Origin of the sequence: Pseudotabrizicola sediminis, assembly GCF_004745575.1 — a bacterium.
GTDB lineage: Bacteria > Pseudomonadota > Alphaproteobacteria > Rhodobacterales > Rhodobacteraceae > Pseudotabrizicola > Pseudotabrizicola sediminis.
This window is the reverse complement of the sequence record NZ_RPEM01000002.1, coordinates 100,629-118,446: the sequence shown is the minus strand read 5'-3', so window position 1 is coordinate 118,446 and position 17,818 is coordinate 100,629. Positions and strand designations below refer to the sequence as shown.

Genomic DNA, 17,818 nt, shown 5'->3' with positions numbered 1-17,818 from the left:
GAGCCCGCGATGACCCAAGCTGACACACCGACCGAAGATCTGCCGAAAAAGAAGGGCAAGCTGCCCCTTTTGATCGGATTGGCGGGGGCGCTCGCCCTTGGAGGCGGCGGATTTTATGTAACCTATTCAGGGCTACTCCTCGGGGATCCGGGGGCGCAATCCCCGGTGTCCGGCGGGGCAACGGCGCTTCCCGATATCGTCTTTGTACCGGTGGACCCGATCATCATCAGCCTTGGCCCACAATCCCGGTCACGGCACCTGCGATTCGCGTCGCAACTGGAGGTGAGTGCCGCCCATGTCGCCGAGGTACAGCTGTTGCTGCCCCGCGTTGCGGATGTGCTCAACAGCTACCTGCGCGCCGTAGAACTGGTGCAGCTCGAAGATCCCGCTGCCCTGATGCGTCTCAAGGCGCAGATGCTGCGTCGGGTACAAATCGTGACCGGGCAAGACCGGGTGCGTGACCTGTTGATCTCTGAATTTGTCCTGAACTGAAGGGGTGCATCATGAACCTGATTGCCGATTTTCTGATGGCTGCCGGTGCCTTTTCGGTCTCGGTCTATTGTCTGGTCCTCTCCCGCCGGCTCCGGCGGTTCACTGCATTGGAATCTGCCATGGGCGGGGCAATTGCGGTGCTGTCTGCGCAGGTTGACGACATGACGAAAGCCCTTGAACGGGCGCGCGCATCGGCCCAGAAATCCGCCTCCGGGCTGGATGATCAGGTGCGCCGCGCCGAAGCGGCAGCCGCCCGGCTTGATCTGATCCTCGCCTCGATGCACGACTTGCCAGAAGACTCCGCCGCGCCATTGCAGGAGCCGGCAGAGGACAAGCGCCTGCGGGTCGTGCGCCGCCGCTCCGACCGGGCAGCGCTGAGGGTTGCAGAATGACCCTGCGCCCCACACTTGCCGGGCGGGGAACGCTGGCACTACTGGCACTTGTCCTTGCGGCGGCCGGGGCCCTACGCCTGGGGCACGGGATCGGGACCGCGATGGCGCTGCAGGCGGCCGAAGACCCGGTCGCCAGTGCGGAACCGCTGCAATGCCCCGCTCCGCCTGCCGCGCTCGCGCAGGCGCTGCGGGACCGGGACGCCGCCCTTGCGGCGCGCGAAGCCGCCTTGCAGGACAGGCTTGCCGCATTGTCCCTTGCAGACTCTGCGCTTACAGCCCGTCTGGCAGAGCTGGAAACTGCCGAGGCAAGTCTGCGGGCTACGCTCGCCATTGCAGACGGGGCCGCCGAAAAAGACCTGCAGCGGCTGACCACGGTTTATGAAGCGATGAAACCTGCCGAGGCCGCAGCGATTTTCGAAACGATGGCGCAAGAATTTGCGGCAGGTTTTCTTGGCCGCATGCGCCCCGATGCCGCTGCCGCAGTCCTTGCCGGGATGCAACTGGAAACAGCCTATGCGATCAGCGTCTTGATTGCAGGGCGCAATGCGCGCGCGCCAAAGGAATAAGGTCAGCCTTTCTTTACGCTTGGCTGCAATGATCAGGCCGAACAACAGCAGGATGGGAACCGGATGTTTGGGTTCATTGGCATTGGCGTGATCTTTGTAATGGTGTTTGGCGGCTATATGCTGGCTGGCGGCAAAATGGGGATCATCCTGAAATCGTTGCCCTTTGAGATGATGATGATCGGGGGGGCCGCCATTGGTGCCTTCCTCATTTCCAACAATATTTCTGTGGTCAAGCACACTGCCAAGGATATCGGCAAGGTGTTCAAGGGCGCGCATTGGAAGCCGTCGGATTACCGTGACCTGCTGTGTCTGCTCTTTGAACTGATCCGCCTTGCCCGGTCAAACCCGGTCGGGCTTGAAGAACACGTCGAAAACCCGGGGACATCGACCATTTTCGGGCGCTATCCGAAAATACAGAAAGATCACGAAGCGGTCGATCTGATCTGCGACACCTTCCGTGCCGCCTCGATGAATTACGATGATCCGCATCAGGTGGAAGAGGTTCTCGATAAACGGATGGAGGCGACGCAGAACCATGCGCTTCACTCCAGCCATGCGCTGCAATCCATGGCCGATGCGCTGCCCGCGCTGGGTATTGTCGCGGCGGTTCTGGGCGTGATCAAAACGATGGGGTCGATTGATCAACCTCCGGAAATTTTGGGAAAAATGATTGGTGGCGCTCTGGTCGGCACTTTTCTTGGAGTGTTTCTGGCCTATGGCATCGTGGGCCCCTTTGCCAGCCGCGTGAAAGCCGTGGTGGATGAGGATGGCCATTTCTATCAGCTGATCCGTGAGGTGCTGATTGCCAATCTGCACAACCATCCAGCCAATATCTGCATAGAGGTGGGACGCCAGAACACACCTCATTCCGTAAGACCCAGCTTCGGCGATCTTGAAGAGGCGCTGCGCGGCCTCAAGCAGGAGGCGGCATGAGGGTTTTGCTGCTGCTGTTCACCCTTCTCACCGGGCAAGCGCAGGCTCAGGCGCTGGGCGTGACGGTCAGGACGGGCGATCATGGGGCGTTTACCCGCATCGTGCTGACCTTCCCGGCGCGGGTGAGTTGGGTTTTGGGACGAACATCGGGGGGTTACGGCCTGCGGGTCGCCGGGCCAAGATTAAATTACAATCTGTCGTCGGTGTTTGATCTGATCACCAAGGACAGGCTGCGCACCATCGGGGTTGACCCGGCAAACGGCGATCTTTTGTTTGGCGTTGATTGCCCTTGCCATGCCATTCCCTTTGAACTCGGCAGCAGATTTCTGGTGATCGACATCAGGGATGGTGCGCCACCCCCGAATTCCAGCTTTGAGCGTCGCCTTGTGGACGGCACCCTGGCCTCTCCGATCCGGCCTTCGGTGCCGATACGGCCCCGCAGTAACGGCGGCTTCACTGCCACCTATGACTGGCTTGACCGACCGACGCCCGTCCAACGATCCGCACCCACGCCCCCGGCAGAACCCGAGATCGCCGGGCTGGACAGTGATCTGCGGCTGCAAGACTTCCGCACCATGTTGATTGAAGAGATGGGGCGAGGGGCCACGCAGGGCGTTGTCGAGATGCAACCGCGGCAACGACTTGCTGATCCGGCCACAGACAGCGCCATCTCTCCCCAGCCGGACAATGCCCGCGCGGCCGTCATCGAATTGCCGGGCATCGGCATCACGTCCGGGCCGGACTCGCCGCCCGATCTCATGGTGCAGGGCAGCAACTGTCCGGCACCTGCCGAGGTCGATGTCGGCGCCTGGGCGGCAACCGAGGAGGCCGCAGACGAGCTATCCCGCGCCCGTGCCGCCTTGCTCAGCGAATTTGACGTTCCGGACCGGGACAGCGTGGTGCAGGCGGTGAACACACATCTGCACTTTGGTTTTGGGGCAGAGGCGCGCCTGATGCTCTCGAGCTTTATGCCCGCCGGACAGGACACTGCGTTGCGCACAGGGCTTTCTTATCTGCTCGATGGCGATCTGCCGCCCGACAACCCGTTCCTTTCGATGCAAAGCTGTGATTCCGCTGCCGCGCTTTGGGCTCTGCTGGCGGCGCCGGAGGGGGAGGTACTTCCTTATGTCAACGGCACTTCGATCAGCCGCACCTTCCTGGCGCTGCCTCGCCACCTGCGCACGATGCTTGGGCCTGAAGTGGCAAAGCGCCTGCTGAGATCGGGCGACGGTGCCAATGCCCAGGTGGTCACGCAATCCTTCGCCCGTGCAGCACCGCAAGGGGATCCGACGATTGACCTGCTCAGTGCAGATCAGGCGCTGATCGGCGGTGCCCCCGCCGAAGCCGAGGCCGCTCTGCCCACGGGTGCGACCGGAGAAACCGCAATGGCGGCCCTGTTCACCTTGGTCGAGGCGCGGTTTCAACAACGAAAACCTATCGAAGGCAGAGACATTCTGGCACTGGAGGCGTTTTCGTTCGAACATGGAAATGGTCCGCTACGCCCCCGACTGGACCGGGCGCTAGCCCATGGTGCCGCGCTGGGGGGCGATTTTACGGCAGCCTTCGATCATGCGCTAAACTCACCCGCTCTGGAACAGGATGTCTGGATGTTGATGGGTGACGTCGGGGCCGAATCGCAGCTGCTGCTGCATGCAGTGGGGCTCGACCCGATCCGGCGAGATTCCCTTCCGCTGGCCATACGCAGCAAACTCGCGGAAAGGCTACTTGACGCCGGCCTGCCCAACATCGCGGCGAATTGGACGCAAAAGGGCGATCTTGACGACAGCCTCACCGCCCGGATCGCCTTGGCCAATGGCGATGCGCGTGGCGCATTGCAGGCATTGGCCGCAAACCTGCCCAATGCCGATGCCGATCTTCTTGCCGCCTCTTTCGCGGCTTTGGGCGACTTTGAATCGGCGGCCAACCGTCTTGAAGGTTCCGGCAACATTGCAGAGGCACAGCGGTTGCAACGTTGGTCAGGCACCTGGCCCTCCCCCGCAGATGGCGCTGACGACCCGTCAAATCCGGCGGACACAGGCGCATCAGGTTTGGCTGCCACGGACCCTTGGTCCGCTGTAGCCGGTCTGATTGACCCGGATCAAGCCATTGCCACCTCCCCACCGCTGCTGGCGGGCCAGACGCAGCTGAATCAAAGTGCTGCCACGCGGCAGGCGATTGCCGACCTTTTGGCAACCGCCCCGGTTGATGCGGCACCCTGAGCCGGGGGCGGCCACCGCCGAGACGAGGGCCAGACTACGCCCTGCTTTGTGCAGGGGCATCCCCCAGTCTAAACGCTTCTGGGCCAAACGGTTTTCAGCTGGCACCATGCCAGCACAGCCGCTTCATCTGTCCCTAGTTCCGACGCGACATCACCGGCAAACAGATCAAACCCAGCCCGGTTCTTTTCCGAAACGCAAGTCAGCACCGGTACGCCAAGCGCCATGGCCTGCGCGATCACCGGTCGAAAGCCACGGCCTTCGGACTCTTGCTTGCCGAATTTGTTCAGGATCAGAAGCTGTGGCGGTGCGGCCAGCAGCGCTGCGCCAACCCGCCCAACGGCGTCTTCCAGCCCCGCGGCATCCAGCCGACACCCCTGCGCATAGCGGCCAAGGCTTTGGCTGATCCGAACGGTGCTGCCATCGGTCAGGATCCGCAGATCCATCAGACAAGGCCGGTCCGGGTCGGTCTCGGTGTTAAGCTGCACCACACCGGCCAGCGCAACCCCGGCCGCACCCAGCCGCTGAGCCACGCGGGCCAGCAGCCGGTCGCCCTCCCCCCGCTCCGGGGCGGATACAAATGCCAGCATGTTCACCTGCCCGGTCCGCTTGAATCTTGACGGCCCTGCTTACATGATGCCCGCGAAACGCGAAAGCGCTCGCTGGGGGCAAGACAGATCATGCAGGTGACCGGGCCGATCGGCGTCATTCTGGCGGGCGGGCAATCGCGGCGCATGGGGGGGGGGCGACAAGGGCCTGCTGATGCTGGATGATCACAGCATCCTGCACCATGTGATCCGCCGGCTGTCGCCGCAGGTGCAGCGCATGGCGATCAACGCCAATGGTGATGCCGCACGCTTTCCTTTCGGCTTTCCGGTGCTGCCAGACCCGGTGCCGGGGTTCCCCGGCCCGCTGGCAGGGGTGCTGGCGGCGATGGATTGGGCGGCGGGCCTCGGCGCAGATACGGTTGTGACCGTGGCCGCCGACACGCCGTTCTTTCCGACCGATCTGGTTGCGCGTCTGCAGGCTACGGACGGCACCGCCCGGTTCAGCCTTGCCGCAAGCGGGTTTGGTGACGCGCTTGACTGGCACCCGGTCTTTGGCCTTTGGCCGACCCGCCTCCGGCACGACCTGCGCCGCGATCTGCTGACGGGGCAGCGCAAGGTGATCCGCTGGGCGGTGCAATATGGGGCCGTTCCCACACGGTTCGCTGCCGCCGAAGATCCGTTTTTCAACATCAACACGCCCGAGGATCTGGCCAGCGCTCGTGAGCGGACCCGTGATCTTTGACCGCATCGCGATACTGGACTGGTCCGCCGCCAAAGGCCCGAAACATGGCAAGGATTCAATCTGGCTGGCCGAGGCGGCGTTGGGCACCTGCACCGCCCGCAACATTGCCACACGGCACGCCGCCGAATCTGCCCTTGCAACGCTGATGGTCGACAGTCTGGCCCGGCACGAGCGCCTGCTGCTGGGCACAGATTTTGCATTTGGCGCACCAGCAGGGTTTATCGCCACTCTGACCGGCCAGGCTGATGCGCTGTCGTGGTGGGGCTGGCTGGCAGAGCGGGTGCTTGATACGCCCGGAAACCTCAGCAATTACCGCCAGATTGCGGCGCAGATGAACAGCGCGTTTCCGGGTGGTGGTCCTTTCTGGGGCAATGGGGAAAAGCTGCCCACCGCCGGACTGCCCCGGCTAAAGCCCGATCTACCACCCGGCATCGCCGTGCACCGCGCCACCGATCTGGCCGCGCGCGGGCCGGGGTCGTCACCGAAACCTGTCTGGCAACTGGCGGGCGCGGGGGCGGTTGGCGCGCAGGTGCTGACCGGCCTGCCGGTGCTGGAGCGATTGCGGCAGCGCTTTGCCGGGCAGGTCGCGGTATGGCCGTTCGAGCCTCCCACCACGCCCATCGTGCTGGCCGAGGTTTATCCATCGCTGCTGGCCGATGCTGTCCGCAGACACGTTGCGACGACCGGAATGGTGCCGGATGAGGCACAGGTCCGGTTACTGGCCATCGCGCTGCACCGGCTTGACCCCAAGGACATGGGACGCCTTTTCACCCTCCCCCACCCGTCACCGGAAGAGGGCTGGATTCTAGGGGCTGGCCACCCCGGCCTGCTGCAAAGCGGATTGACCTGACCCCTTGCGGATCAGAAACACATGCACGGTGCCCTCCTGATCCGCCGCCAGAAGGGTATCGCCCGACTGACTGCAGAAATGCGGCATGTCGATGACCGAGGCCGGATCGGTCGCCACCACCCGCAGCACCTGGCCGGGCTGCATGGCCATCAGCCGCTTGCGCGCGCGCAAAACCGGCAGCGGGCACAACAGACCCGCTGCATCCACCTCAGCATCCCAGAGCACGCTCAATCCCAATCCATCCGCGCCAGATAGCCTTCGATCAACGGCACATCGCTTGGGTTGTTCAGCTCCCAGAATACCGCGCCCGGAGCGGACACCTCGACCATGCGGATCGGATAACCGTTTTCCAGAAACCGCAGCTGCTCCAGCCCCTCAAGCCCCTCCAACGGCCCCGGCTCCCAGCTTTGATAGGCGGCCAATGCGGCGGGGCGGTAAGCATAGACGCCGACATGGTGAAACACCGGCACCTTGCCGTTGACGATGCCACGCCCGTTGGTAAACGGGATCACTTCCTTGGAGAAATACAGCGCCCGCCCGGCCCGGTCCGCCACCACCGTGGTCGCCCCCACGCGGCCCGCGCGGCGGTCCATCAGCAGGTTTTCTACCGTCTCGGGGTCACAGCGCAAGAACGGCGTCGCCATGCCGCACCCGGGGTCGGCCCGCATCGCGTCGATCAGTGCGGTCACGAAATGCGCCGGTGTCAGGGGTGCATCGCCTTGCAGGTTCACCACGATGTCCGCCGTAATGCCTGCCACCGCCACCGCTTCGGCAACCCGTTCGGTGCCATTGCGGCAGGTGTCAGAGGTCATGATCACATCTGCCCCGATCCGCCGCGCCTCGTCGGCAATGCGGTCGTCATCAGTTGCGACATAAATCGGGATCTGGCCGCAGGACGCTGCGCGCCCTGCCATGACCGACCGCTCGATCAGGCTGCGCGCCACGCCTTTGGCGCCGGTCAGCGCGACCAGCGGTTTGCCGGGATAGCGGGTGCTGGCAAAGCGGGCGGGAATGATGATGCAGGCGTCCATACTCACAGCCCCTTTGCCAGACGGTCAAAGGCGCACAGGTTTCCGATCAGCGCCTTCATATTGTGCAGGTGGATCATGTTCGGCCCGTCGCTGGGCGCGTTGTCGGGGTCTTCATGCGTTTCAATAAACAGTGCCGACACCCCCACCGCGCAAGCCGCCCGCGCCAGCACCGGCGCAAACTGCCGCTGTCCGCCAGAGGCGCCGCCAAGCCCCCCCGGCTGCTGCACCGAATGGGTGGCATCGAACACCACCGGCCAGCCGGTTTCCGCCATGGTCGGCAGGCCCCGGAAATCGGTGACCAGCGTGTTGTAGCCAAACGACGTGCCCCGTTCGCACAGCATGATCCGCCGGTTGCCGGTGCTTTCCACCTTGGCCGCGACATTTTTCATGTCCCAAGGGGCCAGAAACTGCCCCTTCTTGATGTTGATCGCCAAGCCGGTTTCCCCCGCCGCCAGCAACAGGTCGGTCTGGCGGCACAGAAACGCCGGAATCTGCAAGACGTCCACCGCCTCTGCCGCAATGGCACAATGCCTTGGTTCGTGCACATCGGTCAGCACCGGCACGCCATATTCGGCGCGGATGTCGGACAGGATGCGTAACCCCATCTCCATCCCCAAGCCGCGATTGGTGCCAAGCGACGACCGGTTCGCCTTGTCATAGCTGGCCTTGAAGATGAACCTGGTGCCCGTGGGCGCGCAGGCCTCCAGCAACCCTTCGCAAATCATCCGGGCGTGGGCCGAGCTTTCCAGCTGACACGGACCAGAGATCAGCGCAATCGGCGCATTCCCCCCAATGGCAATATCGCCCACAGTTACGGTTTGCTGATCCATCATTCCCTCACACCACGCCAATGCGCAAAAGATCATGCAGATGCACGATCCCCACTGGCCGCCCGTCCTCGCAGACAAACAGCACCGAGATTTTCGACTTGTTCACAATGGCCAAGGCCTCCGCCGCCAGCGTCTGCGGTGCCACGGTCTTCGGGCTTCGCGTCGCCACTTCACCCGCCGTGCGGTCCAGCAGCCCCACGATGTTGCGCCGCAGGTCGCCATCGGTGACCACCCCCACCAGCAGGCCCTGCGCATCAACGACGCCGGTCACGCCCATGCCGCCCGCCGTCATCGCCTGCACCACATGCTGCATCGGGGCATCTTGCGCCACCAAGGGCACCGCAGAATGCATCACCTGCCGGACCATTGTCAGCTGCGCACCCAGCTTGCCGCCGGGGTGATAGGTGCGGAAATGGTCGGCCTCAAACCGTCGCGCCTCCATCAGTGCGACGGCGAGCGCATCACCCAAACCCATCATCAGCGTGGTCGATGTGGTGGGGGCCATGCCAATCGCGCAAGCCTCGGCCAGATCGGGAATCGTCAGCCGGTAATCCGCAGCCCGCATCAGGGTGCTGGACGGATCGCGCGAGAACCCGATCAAAGGAATGTCAAAGCGCGCGCAATGCGCGATCAGGTCGCGCAGCTCCGAGGTCTCGCCACTATTGGACAGCAGAATGCAGATATCATCCGGCATCACCATGCCCAGATCGCCATGGCTCGCCTCGGCGGGATGCACGAACAGTGATGGCGTGCCGGTTGACGCAAGCGTTGCCGCAATCTTGCGCGCCACATGGCCAGATTTGCCGATGCCCGACAACACCGCCCGCCCGCGCACCTCCAGCAGCGCCGCCACCGCCCCGGCAAAATCGGCAGGCAGGGCCGCCGCCAGCGTCAACAGTGCCTCGCCCTCGATCCGCAGCACGCGGGTCGCGGCGCGGCAATGCGCCTCGGCGGTCAGGGCAGGCAATGTGCTGTCAGCCATCGGTCGGGCCTTTGTTGGGTCGCGCCTGTAGTGCCACGCACGGCTCCGCCTGTCCAGAACCGCCCCTAACGCTTCAAAAACCAGCGCGCCCCGATCTGCGCGGCAAATACCGCCAGCGCGATCCGCACCACATGATGCGTGGTCACGTAGATCGCGCTGATGTTCAGGCTCAGCGCGATCAGGCTCATCTCGGCCAGCCCGCCAGGGGCAAAGGCGAGAAAAACCGCCGAGACCGGCTGCCCCACCACGTCCTGCAACAGCAGGGCAAAGGCGTAAGCCAGCGTCATCACCGCCGCCCCGTTCAGCACGGCCAGCACCCCCGCACGCCGCAGCGTTGCGCCGGAAACGCCGGCGAAGCGGACCCCAAGGCCGGTGCCCAACACAACCTGTGTCAACGCGATCAGCCAGCCCGGAGGCACCCCTTCCACCCAACCGAGCACATGCGCCAAAGCCGACAAGATCAGCGGCCCGGTGATAATATACGCCGGAATCCGGCACAGCCGCGCCAGCCAGACCCCCATCCCGCCGCACACCAGCAGCACCAGCACGTCACGCGGGATCAGCGCCACATCGGCCCCGGTCAACTGCACCCCGGCAGCAGAGCCAACCGAATGCCCCGTCACCCCCAGAAAGATCAACGGCACGGCGACAATGGTCAGGATCAGCCGCAAGAACTGCAACACCGTCAGCAGCCGCACGTCGGCCCCCGCCTCTTCACCCAACTGCACGCTTTCAATCAACCCACCGGGCAGCGCACTGAAATAGGCGTCCACGCGGTCCAGACCGCCACGGCGAAAGACCGCATAGCCCAATGCATGCGCCACTGGAACGAACACCAAAAGTGCCAGCAGACTGGGCCCCCACCCCAATGCCTCACGGGCGACCTGCGGCGTGAAAGCTCCGCCGATCGCCACCCCGATCACTGGCACGAACGCCATGCGCAGCCGCATCGGCATGGTCACCGCGCGGCCAAACGGCCGCCAGCCCATGGCCGCCGTCACCCCCACCGCCAAGAGCGACCCCAGCAGATACCCCAGCGGCAGCCCGAAAGCCGTCGCCAGCATCCCGCCTGCAGCCCCGATTGCCAGCGTCAGCGCCAGTGCTGCGTAATCCACGCGCAGATTTACCAATGCGGCGGCCTCACATCTGTGGCAGGGGCCTCGCCCGGGCCGGCCTCGCGCTCGGCCTCACGCTCCACCAGCAGGCCAACCAGCCGCGTCAGCCGGTCAATCTCGCGGCGCTGCGCCGTCACCACGTCCGACAGATCATCAACCGCCCGCTGCAGGTGCGCCACCCGCTCCTCGATCCCGTCAACCCGGTCCATCATCCGCACCCCCCTGATTGCCCGCGTGCCGCTTGCCGCCATCCCCCCCATCCGTTACAGGATGGCCGGCAAAGATCGAAGGGCCAAACCGCCATGTCCGACGCGAAAATCCGCCGTCCCCGCGCCGAAACCCCAAAGGGTTTTCGCGATTACTTCGGCACCGAAGTAACGCAGCGCAAAGCCATGCTGGACAAGATCGCCGAGGTCTATCACCGCTATGGCTTTGACCCCTTGGAAACCAGCGCCGTGGAAACCGTTGAATCGCTTGGCAAATTCCTGCCCGACGTGGACCGCCCGAACGAAGGCGTGTTCGCATGGCAGGAAGACGAGGCCGACTGGCTGGCCCTGCGCTATGACCTGACCGCCCCCCTTGCCCGCGTCGCCGCGCAATACCGCAACGACCTGCCCAGCCCCTACCGCCGCTATGCCATGGGCCCGGTCTGGCGCAACGAAAAGCCGGGTCCGGGCCGATTCCGCCAGTTCTATCAATGCGATGCCGATACCGTGGGCGCCCCTTCGGTCGCCGCCGACGCCGAGATCTGCGCCATGCTGGCCGACGCGCTGGAGGCGGCTGGCATCGAGCGTGGCGACTATGTGGTGAAAGTCAATAACCGCAAGGTTCTCGATGGGGTATTGGACTTCATTGGTGTTGGCTCTGACGATCCAAATCGGCCCGCGATCATGCGAACAATCGATAAGTATGACAAAGTTGGCGAAGATGGCGTCCTAGAGCTGCTCACGACTGGAAGAAGAGACGCCTCTGGGGCTTTCATCGACGGAGTAGGACTCCACCTTCAAAGTGCGCAAAGCATTGTTCAATACCTGACTCAGAAGTCTGTTATCGGCGGAGACGAGTTGAATGAGCGCCGCCTAGCTTCAATGCGTCAAGCGGTTGGAGATTCCGCAGTAGGAAACGAGGGGATCGATGAGCTTGAACTGATGGTCTCACTGCTCTCAACACAGGGGTATGAAGCAGACCGGGTTTGTGTCGACTCGTCTGTCGTCCGTGGCCTCGGCTACTACACCGGCCCGGTCTATGAGGCGGAACTGACCTTCCAGATCACCGACGAAAAGGGCCGCCCGCGTAACTTCGGTTCCGTTGCCGGCGGGGGCCGCTATGACGACCTCGTCAAACGCTTCACCGGCCAGTCCGTCCCCGCCACGGGCGTCTCCATCGGGGTGGACCGCCTGCTCGCCGCCCTGCATGCCAAGGGCCGCATCAGCACCGACATCACCGGCCCGGTCGTCGTCACCGTGATGGACCGTGACCGTATGGCCGATTACATGGGTATGGTCACCGATCTGCGCAACGCGCGCATTCGGGCCGAGGTCTACCTTGGCAACCCGAAGAACTTCGGCAACCAGCTAAAATACGCCGACAAGCGCAACTCCCCCGTCGCCATCATTCAGGGCGGGAACGAGGCCGAGGCGGGCACAGTCATCCTCAAAGACCTGATCCTCGGCGCGAAAATCGCACAGAACGCCACTCTTGAGGAATGGAAGGACCGTCCCGCGCAAGTGGAAGTCCCCCGCGCAGAGTTGGTCGCCGCCGTGCGCCGGATGCTGGATCAGAACTGATGCGCAACACCGGGCAGGAACGCGTGCTTTCGGACCGCCTTGCCGCGTGGTTCACCGAACAGGGTGCCACGCTGGTCGAGGCGGACATCCTGCTGCCTGCCGAAACCCTGCTGGATCTGTATGGCGAGGACATCCGCGCCCGCGCATATATGACGCTGGACCCGGTGCAGGGCGAAATGATGCTGCGCCCCGATTTTACCGTGCCGGTGGTGCAGCAGCACATGGCGGGCGGCGCCGACCCCGCGACCTATGCCTATTCCGGCCCTGTATTCCGGAAACAGACCCATCGCGGCGACCGCCCGTCCGAATACCATCAGGCCGGAATCGAGATCTTCCGCCGCGACGAGCCCGAGGAGTCCGACGCCCGCGTCTTCGCTCTGATCGACAGCGTTTTGCGCGAAAACGGCCTGTCCCTGCGCCCGGTCACCGGCGATATCGGCATCCTGATGGCCGCCGTGCGCGGACTTGCCACTTCTGATCGCCGCAAGCAGGCGCTGCTGCGCCACATCTGGCGGCCCCAGCGCTTCCGCGCCCTGCTCGACCGGTTTTCGGGCCGCGCGCCGCTGCCTGCGGCCCGAAAGCACCTGCTGGATCGTCTGGCCAAAGGCTCGCCCGCTGATCTGATTGCACAGGCGGGCACTTTTACCGGCTTGCGCAGCGAAGAAGAGATCATGGTCCGCGCCCAAGCCCTGACCGAAGACGCCCAGACCCCGCCATTGAACGCGCCCGAAGCCGCGCTGCTCTACGATCTCCTTTCACTGCAGGCCCCCTCACGCGCCGCGCTGCACCACCTGCGCGGCATCGCACCGATGCTGCCCGCCATCACCCCGGCGGTGGACCGCTTTGCCGCCCGGCTGGACGCATTGGCGGCGCAAGGCATCGCCACCGAAACCCTGCCGTTCGAGGCCAGCCATGGGCGCACCAGCCTGGAATATTATGATGGTTTCGTCTTCAGCTTCCACGCCGACGACCCCGCCCTGCCCCCGGTGGCCAGCGGCGGGCGCTATGATGCGCTAACCGCTGTTCTGGGTCAGGGCAGATCCATCCCCGCCGTGGGCGGCGTGATCCGTGCCGGGCTGATGGCCCGCCTGATGGGGAACCAGTCATGATCAAGATCGGCGTGCCGTCCAAAGGGCGGTTGATGGAGAAGACCTTTGACTGGTTCGGCGCGCGTGGCGTAACCCTGCGCCTGTCAGGGGCAGAGCGCGAATATGCGGGCCGCGTCGATGGCATCGACGGGGTGGAACTGGTGCTGCTGTCGGCGGGCGAGATCCCCCGTGAACTGGCCGCCGGGCGCATCCATCTTGGCGTCACCGGGTCCGATCTGGTGCGCGAAAAGCTGGCCGACTGGCCGTCACAGGTGGCCGAACTGGCGCCCTTGGGCTTTGGCCACGCCGACCTGATCATCGCGGTCCCGGTGGCGTGGATCGACGTGGACACTCTGGATGATCTGGACGCAGCCGCCGCCGCCTTCCGCAAGACTCATGGCTTCCGGCTGCGCATCGCAACGAAGTATCACCGTCTGGTGCGCGACTTTCTGACCATCCATGGCGTGGCCGATTACCAGCTGATCGATAGTCAGGGCGCCACCGAAGGCACGGTCAAGAACCTGACGGCCGAGGCGATTGCCGACATCACCTCATCGGGCGAGACCCTGCGCGCCAACCACCTCAAGGTGCTGTCCGACGCCGCAATTCATGCCAGTCAGGCCGTGCTGTTCCTGTCGCACGCTGCAGACTGGACGGCGGACAGCCAGATGGCGCTTGCTGCCCTCGCAGCAAAACTGCACATAATGGTCCCGAAAACCTGACCTTGCCGGGCCTTTGAAACCGCAGTGTGTTACGTTAATCTTTGGCCGAGTGAATGAGGTTCCGATGACCCCTGCCCGCATCCTGCTGTGCCTTGCCGCCCTGCTGCCCATACCTGCACTGGCACAGGATCTTGCCTCGGCTGAGGCAATCCGAGCGGCGATTGTCGGCAATACCGTGCGCGGCTCCATGGTCGCCTCGGGCGGGTTCACTGAATACTACGCACCCGACGGGTCCATCCACGGCCCCGATTACTCTGGGCAATGGTCGATTGACGGCAACCGCATGTGCTTTGGCTATGACGGCAACCCGGCCAGCTGCTGGGCCGTCCGCGTCACAGGGCGCAGCGTGGTCTGGGTCGGCTCTGGCGGGGATGAAGGCACTGGCACAATCTTGTCCGGCAACCCCAACAACTACTAAAGAGCCGCCGCCAGCCGCGCGCCCTGATCAATCGCACGCTTGGCATCCAGCTCCGCCGCGACATCGGCTCCGCCGATGATGTGCGGCGTGATCCCCGCCGCCATCAGCGCTTCGGCCAGACCCCGCTCCGGCACCTGCCCGGCGCACAGGACAACGTCATCGACCGGCAGCACCTGTTCAACGCCATCCCGCTCGATCAGCAGGCCGGTTTCGGTGATCGCCTTGTAGTTGACCCCGCCCAGCATCTTCACCCCCTTGGCGGCCAGTGCCGCGCGGTGAATCCAGCCCGTGGTCTTACCCAGACCCCGCCCCGGCTTTTCCGCCTTGCGCTGCAACAGCCAGACCTCGCGCGCGGGTGCCTCGGGCGCAGGCACGGCCAGACCACCCGGCACCTCTGCAGGATCGCCCACGCCCCATTCGCGCCGCCACAGGGCCAGGTCTTCGGTCGGGCTTTCGCCGGACTGCACCAGATATTCAGCCACATCAAAACCGATGCCCCCGGCCCCGATCACCGCCACGCGGCGGCCCACCGCTGCGCCTTGCAACACCTGCAAGTATCCCAGCCCCCGCTCCTGGCCCGGAATGCCGGGGTCGCGCGGGGCGACACCGGTGGCGATCACCACCTCGTCAAACCCGGTCAGAGCTTCTGGCGTGGCCTCGATCCCCAGCCGCAACGTGACCGCAGACCGCTCCAGCATGGTCGTAAACCACGTGATCAGCCCACGAAACTCTTCCTTGCCGGGGACCGCGGCCGCAAGATGCAGCTGCCCGCCCACGCGATCCGCGCGGTCAAAGAGGCTCACCGCATGCCCGCGCTCCGCCGCCACCAGCGCCGCCATCATCCCCGCAGGCCCAGCGCCCACCACGGCCACCCGCTTGGGCAAGTTAGTCGGTGCATAGACCAGTTCCGTTTCATGACAAGCACGCGGGTTTACCAGACAGCTGGCCAGCTTGCCGCTGAAGGTGTGGTCCAGACAGGCCTGATTGCAGGCGATGCAGGGCGCAATCTCGTCCGACCGCCCCGCTGCCGCCTTGGCCACGAAATTAGCATCCGCAAGAAAAGGCCGCGCCATCGACACCATATCGGCCTGCCCCGCCGCCAAGACCTGCTCCCCAACCTCCGGCGTGTTGATCCGGTTCGAGGTGATTACCGGAATTGCCACATGCGGGCGCAGCCGCGCCGTCAGCCAGGTAAAGGCCGCGCGCGGCACCGAGGTGGCAATCGTCGGAACCCGCGCCTCGTGCCAGCCGATGCCAGTGTTCAGCATCGTGGCCCCCGCCGCCTCCACCCGCTTTGCCAGTTCCACCACCTCATCCCAGGTCGAGCCATCGGGGATCAGGTCGATCAAGCTGATCCGGTAGATCAGAATGAAATCGGGGCCGACCGCCTCACGCACCCGCCGCACGACCTCTACCGGCAGGCGCATCCGGTTTTCATAGGACCCGCCCCAATCATCCTCGCGCCGGTTGGTGTGGCGCACCAGAAACTGGTTCAGGAAATATCCCTCCGACCCCATCACCTCTACGCCATCATACCCCGCCTCACGCGCCCGCACGGCAGCGGTGACGATATCGGCGATCTGTTTTTCAATCCCCGCCGCATCAAGGTCCTGCGGCACAAAGGGCGAGATCGGCGATTTCACCGCAGAAGGGGCCACGCATTCCTTGCCATAGGCATAGCGGCCTGCATGCAGGATCTGCATCGCGATCAACCCGCCCGCCGCATGCACCGCATCTGTCACCCGGCGGTGATTGGCAATGTCCCCCTCGGTGAACAGCCCTGCCGCCCCTGGAAACACCCCGCCCTCACGGTTCGGGGCCATGCCGCCCGTCACGATCAGCCCGACGCCACCCGCCGCACGCGCCGCATAAAACGCGGCCACCCGGCCCCAGTCGCCGGTCTCTTCCAGCCCCGTATGCATCGACCCCATCAGCACACGGTTGCGCAGGCGGATATGGCCCAGATCCAGCGGGGCAAGCAGATGGGGATAGGTGGTCATGATGTCCTCCGGCAACTTGTGCGCAGAATGGTCGCCCACCGCGCGCTTGTCACCCGCAACGCCGCGTCACCCGCGCAGACTATCCGCCGGACTAACCGCCGGTCAGGCCGTTCAGCGCCCCGGTCGCGCGTCGTATCAAACCGTCAATCGACTGGCGCAGCGAGTCGATCATTGCAACATAGGATGCCATAGCATCGGCCGCTCCCGGAATCTGCGCCGAAATCTGCGGTGCCATCACGTACAGCGCCACAACCACGATCGCCAGCAACAGCGCCAACGCAAAGCCCGACCGGAACCCTGATCCCGAGGATGCTGCTTTGGCCTGGCGCGCCTCTTCACGGCTGACCGCCGTATCGTTTGGCCGCAGGCTGGAGTTGATCTCTTCGATATCGGGCAGCAGATCGCGCCGCGCCGCCGCGCGCGGTGGCGGCACCGCCTCGCCCTTCATCGTGGCAATCCGGCGGTCAGTGTCCGTCCGCGCCGCGGCGGTGGCCGCCGCAGCGGCGGCGGCCGACCCCACGACCGGCGACACTGGCGGCGGCAGTCCGAGATCGCCCTGCATTTCGATGCCCACGCCCTCTGCCTTGCGGGCGGCCAGCTCAAGCTCGGCCTCCTCGCGCAGGATGGCTAAAACATCGGCGTCCAGCACGCGCCTGACAGGGGCCGCGCCCGCCCGTGGTGCGGGAGGCGGTTCCGGCTCCTCATCGTCATCGGGGTCTTCATCGGGCGCTTCGGTCTGGGCAACGGCGGCGGGTCCTACCGGCACCGCTTCCGGCTCGGGCTCGCGGTACAGCGCGTCGGTCAGATCCTCTTCCGCGCTCTCGGGCATCTGAAACCAGGCATGGCCACAGTTGGAACATTGCACGTCACGCCCGGCGTCCGGAATGGCGCTGTCGTCCACCTCATACTGGGCGTCGCAGTTCGGACAGATCAGGCGCATGCCACAAAACCCTTTCCCGGATATTCCCGGATGTTAACAGACACTAGCAACGATATGGCGCAAGGCCAAGAGTTTGTCGGGCACCCCAAGCCGCTGTTCCTTTGGCGCATTCGCAACACAGGGCCTTGTATCCTGCCCGTCCGCGATTGTATCCGCACCCACTTTG

19 protein-coding genes and 1 pseudogene are annotated in these 17,818 nt (G+C 64.6%); 11 read left to right on the top strand and 9 right to left on the bottom strand.

What is annotated here, in order from left to right; all coding sequences use genetic code 11:
* Nucleotides 1-9 precede the first annotated feature (9 nt).
* The 5 genes from EEB11_RS03250 to EEB11_RS03230 all read left to right on the top strand — a co-directional run bounded on the left by EEB11_RS03250 (nucleotide 10) and on the right by EEB11_RS03230 (nucleotide 4,602).
* Nucleotides 10-492 (top strand): flagellar basal body-associated FliL family protein, encoded by a 483-nt coding sequence (locus tag EEB11_RS03250; RefSeq protein WP_135428986.1) that lies wholly within the window; start codon nucleotides 10-12, stop codon nucleotides 490-492.
* 11 nt (nucleotides 493-503) lie between these two features.
* On the top strand, nucleotides 504-884 hold the full coding sequence (locus EEB11_RS03245) for a DUF6468 domain-containing protein (protein ID WP_135428985.1): 381 nt from the start codon (nucleotides 504-506) through the stop codon (nucleotides 882-884).
* On the top strand, nucleotides 881-1,450 hold the full coding sequence (locus EEB11_RS03240; RefSeq protein WP_135428984.1) for a MotE family protein: 570 nt from the start codon (nucleotides 881-883) through the stop codon (nucleotides 1,448-1,450). The genes EEB11_RS03245 and EEB11_RS03240 overlap by 4 nt, the downstream gene beginning before the upstream one ends.
* 63 nt (nucleotides 1,451-1,513) lie before the next feature.
* Nucleotides 1,514-2,383 (top strand): flagellar motor stator protein MotA, encoded by an 870-nt coding sequence (gene motA, locus EEB11_RS03235; protein ID WP_135428983.1) that lies wholly within the window; start codon nucleotides 1,514-1,516, stop codon nucleotides 2,381-2,383.
* Nucleotides 2,380-4,602: a hypothetical protein gene (locus EEB11_RS03230; protein WP_135428982.1), complete on the top strand. Its 2,223-nt coding sequence runs from the start codon at nucleotides 2,380-2,382 to the stop codon at nucleotides 4,600-4,602. The genes motA and EEB11_RS03230 overlap by 4 nt, the downstream gene beginning before the upstream one ends.
* Before the next feature lie 68 nt (nucleotides 4,603-4,670).
* Here the strand turns inward: EEB11_RS03230 and EEB11_RS03225 are convergent, their stop codons facing one another.
* A complete protein-coding gene (locus EEB11_RS03225) occupies nucleotides 4,671-5,189 on the bottom strand; it encodes a DUF2478 domain-containing protein (protein ID WP_135428981.1) in 519 nt (172 codons plus the stop codon).
* A 90-nt stretch (nucleotides 5,190-5,279) separates the two neighbouring features.
* On the opposite strand from EEB11_RS03225, the pseudogene mobA reads away from it, so the two are divergent.
* Both mobA and EEB11_RS03215 read left to right on the top strand, forming a co-directional pair.
* Nucleotides 5,280-5,889: pseudogene (mobA, locus tag EEB11_RS03220) on the top strand (molybdenum cofactor guanylyltransferase MobA).
* Nucleotides 5,879-6,739, top strand: coding sequence for a molybdopterin guanine dinucleotide synthesis (locus EEB11_RS03215; RefSeq protein WP_135428980.1), 861 nt, complete (start codon nucleotides 5,879-5,881; stop codon nucleotides 6,737-6,739). Before mobA ends, EEB11_RS03215 begins: the two are co-directional and overlap by 11 nt.
* On the opposite strand, the gene EEB11_RS03210 is transcribed toward EEB11_RS03215, so the two are convergent.
* From EEB11_RS03210 to EEB11_RS03185, 6 genes are all read right to left on the bottom strand, one after another.
* The gene (locus tag EEB11_RS03210; RefSeq protein ID WP_135429290.1) at nucleotides 6,695-6,964 is read right to left on the bottom strand and encodes a sulfurtransferase TusA family protein; all 270 of its coding nucleotides are present in this window, start codon (nucleotides 6,962-6,964) and stop codon (nucleotides 6,695-6,697) included. The two genes, EEB11_RS03215 and EEB11_RS03210, sit on opposite strands and share 45 nt — an antisense overlap.
* Nucleotides 6,965-6,966: 2 nt before the next feature.
* Entirely contained in the window at nucleotides 6,967-7,770 is an 804-nt protein-coding gene (locus tag EEB11_RS03205) for a 3-deoxy-manno-octulosonate cytidylyltransferase (protein WP_135428979.1), read from the bottom strand.
* 2 nt (nucleotides 7,771-7,772) lie between these two features.
* The gene (gene kdsA / locus EEB11_RS03200; protein WP_435531093.1) at nucleotides 7,773-8,600 is read right to left on the bottom strand and encodes a 3-deoxy-8-phosphooctulonate synthase; all 828 of its coding nucleotides are present in this window, start codon (nucleotides 8,598-8,600) and stop codon (nucleotides 7,773-7,775) included.
* Nucleotides 8,601-8,607: 7 nt separating this feature from the next.
* On the bottom strand, nucleotides 8,608-9,582 hold the full coding sequence (locus EEB11_RS03195; RefSeq protein WP_135428977.1) for a KpsF/GutQ family sugar-phosphate isomerase: 975 nt from the start codon (nucleotides 9,580-9,582) through the stop codon (nucleotides 8,608-8,610).
* 65 nt (nucleotides 9,583-9,647) lie between these two features.
* Nucleotides 9,648-10,712, bottom strand: coding sequence for an AbrB family transcriptional regulator (locus tag EEB11_RS03190; RefSeq protein ID WP_135428976.1), 1,065 nt, complete (start codon nucleotides 10,710-10,712; stop codon nucleotides 9,648-9,650).
* The gene (locus EEB11_RS03185) at nucleotides 10,706-10,948 is read right to left on the bottom strand and encodes a SlyX family protein (RefSeq protein ID WP_245298754.1); all 243 of its coding nucleotides are present in this window, start codon (nucleotides 10,946-10,948) and stop codon (nucleotides 10,706-10,708) included. The genes EEB11_RS03190 and EEB11_RS03185 overlap by 7 nt, the downstream gene beginning before the upstream one ends.
* Nucleotides 10,949-10,999: 51 nt before the next feature.
* Between EEB11_RS03185 and hisS the strand changes: the two genes are divergently transcribed.
* From hisS to EEB11_RS03165, 4 genes are all read left to right on the top strand, one after another.
* Nucleotides 11,000-12,484, top strand: coding sequence for a histidine--tRNA ligase (hisS, locus tag EEB11_RS03180; protein WP_135428975.1), 1,485 nt, complete (start codon nucleotides 11,000-11,002; stop codon nucleotides 12,482-12,484).
* Nucleotides 12,484-13,593, top strand: coding sequence for an ATP phosphoribosyltransferase regulatory subunit (locus EEB11_RS03175; protein ID WP_135428974.1), 1,110 nt, complete (start codon nucleotides 12,484-12,486; stop codon nucleotides 13,591-13,593). Before hisS ends, EEB11_RS03175 begins: the two co-directional genes overlap by 1 nt.
* Nucleotides 13,590-14,294, top strand: a complete 705-nt coding sequence (hisG, locus tag EEB11_RS03170; protein ID WP_135428973.1) for an ATP phosphoribosyltransferase — start codon at nucleotides 13,590-13,592, stop codon at nucleotides 14,292-14,294. Before EEB11_RS03175 ends, hisG begins: the two co-directional genes overlap by 4 nt.
* A 64-nt stretch (nucleotides 14,295-14,358) precedes the next feature.
* Nucleotides 14,359-14,712, top strand: a complete 354-nt coding sequence (locus tag EEB11_RS03165) for a hypothetical protein (RefSeq protein ID WP_135428972.1) — start codon at nucleotides 14,359-14,361, stop codon at nucleotides 14,710-14,712.
* On the opposite strand, the gene EEB11_RS03160 is transcribed toward EEB11_RS03165, so the two are convergent.
* Both EEB11_RS03160 and EEB11_RS03155 read right to left on the bottom strand, forming a co-directional pair.
* The gene (locus tag EEB11_RS03160; RefSeq protein WP_135428971.1) at nucleotides 14,709-16,712 is read right to left on the bottom strand and encodes an oxidoreductase; all 2,004 of its coding nucleotides are present in this window, start codon (nucleotides 16,710-16,712) and stop codon (nucleotides 14,709-14,711) included. The genes EEB11_RS03165 and EEB11_RS03160 overlap by 4 nt on opposite strands.
* 91 nt (nucleotides 16,713-16,803) lie before the next feature.
* Nucleotides 16,804-17,652: a zinc-ribbon domain-containing protein gene (locus tag EEB11_RS03155; protein WP_135428970.1), complete on the bottom strand. Its 849-nt coding sequence runs from the start codon at nucleotides 17,650-17,652 to the stop codon at nucleotides 16,804-16,806.
* Between the last annotated feature and the right edge of the window lie 166 nt (nucleotides 17,653-17,818).

What these genes read in the sequence shown, in the direction of transcription:
- EEB11_RS03250 (WP_135428986.1), top strand. Translation starts at nt 10, where the DNA reads ATGACCCAAGCTGACACACCGACCGAAGATCTGCCGAAAAAGAAGGGC.
- EEB11_RS03245 (WP_135428985.1), top strand. Translation starts at nt 504, where the DNA reads ATGAACCTGATTGCCGATTTTCTGATGGCTGCCGGTGCCTTTTCGGTC.
- EEB11_RS03240 (WP_135428984.1), top strand. Translation starts at nt 881, where the DNA reads ATGACCCTGCGCCCCACACTTGCCGGGCGGGGAACGCTGGCACTACTG.
- motA (WP_135428983.1), top strand. Translation starts at nt 1,514, where the DNA reads ATGTTTGGGTTCATTGGCATTGGCGTGATCTTTGTAATGGTGTTTGGC.
- EEB11_RS03230 (WP_135428982.1), top strand. Translation starts at nt 2,380, where the DNA reads ATGAGGGTTTTGCTGCTGCTGTTCACCCTTCTCACCGGGCAAGCGCAG.
- EEB11_RS03225 (WP_135428981.1), bottom strand. Translation starts at nt 5,189, where the DNA reads ATGCTGGCATTTGTATCCGCCCCGGAGCGGGGGGAGGGCGACCGGCTG.
- EEB11_RS03205 (WP_135428979.1), bottom strand. Translation starts at nt 7,770, where the DNA reads ATGGACGCCTGCATCATCATTCCCGCCCGCTTTGCCAGCACCCGCTAT.
- kdsA (WP_435531093.1), bottom strand. Translation starts at nt 8,600, where the DNA reads ATGGATCAGCAAACCGTAACTGTGGGCGATATTGCCATTGGGGGGAAT.
- EEB11_RS03195 (WP_135428977.1), bottom strand. Translation starts at nt 9,582, where the DNA reads ATGGCTGACAGCACATTGCCTGCCCTGACCGCCGAGGCGCATTGCCGC.
- EEB11_RS03185 (WP_245298754.1), bottom strand. Translation starts at nt 10,948, where the DNA reads ATGGCGGCAAGCGGCACGCGGGCAATCAGGGGGGTGCGGATGATGGAC.
- hisS (WP_135428975.1), top strand. Translation starts at nt 11,000, where the DNA reads ATGTCCGACGCGAAAATCCGCCGTCCCCGCGCCGAAACCCCAAAGGGT.
- EEB11_RS03175 (WP_135428974.1), top strand. Translation starts at nt 12,484, where the DNA reads ATGCGCAACACCGGGCAGGAACGCGTGCTTTCGGACCGCCTTGCCGCG.
- hisG (WP_135428973.1), top strand. Translation starts at nt 13,590, where the DNA reads ATGATCAAGATCGGCGTGCCGTCCAAAGGGCGGTTGATGGAGAAGACC.
- EEB11_RS03165 (WP_135428972.1), top strand. Translation starts at nt 14,359, where the DNA reads ATGACCCCTGCCCGCATCCTGCTGTGCCTTGCCGCCCTGCTGCCCATA.
- EEB11_RS03160 (WP_135428971.1), bottom strand. Translation starts at nt 16,712, where the DNA reads ATGACCACCTATCCCCATCTGCTTGCCCCGCTGGATCTGGGCCATATC.
- EEB11_RS03155 (WP_135428970.1), bottom strand. Translation starts at nt 17,652, where the DNA reads ATGCGCCTGATCTGTCCGAACTGCGACGCCCAGTATGAGGTGGACGAC.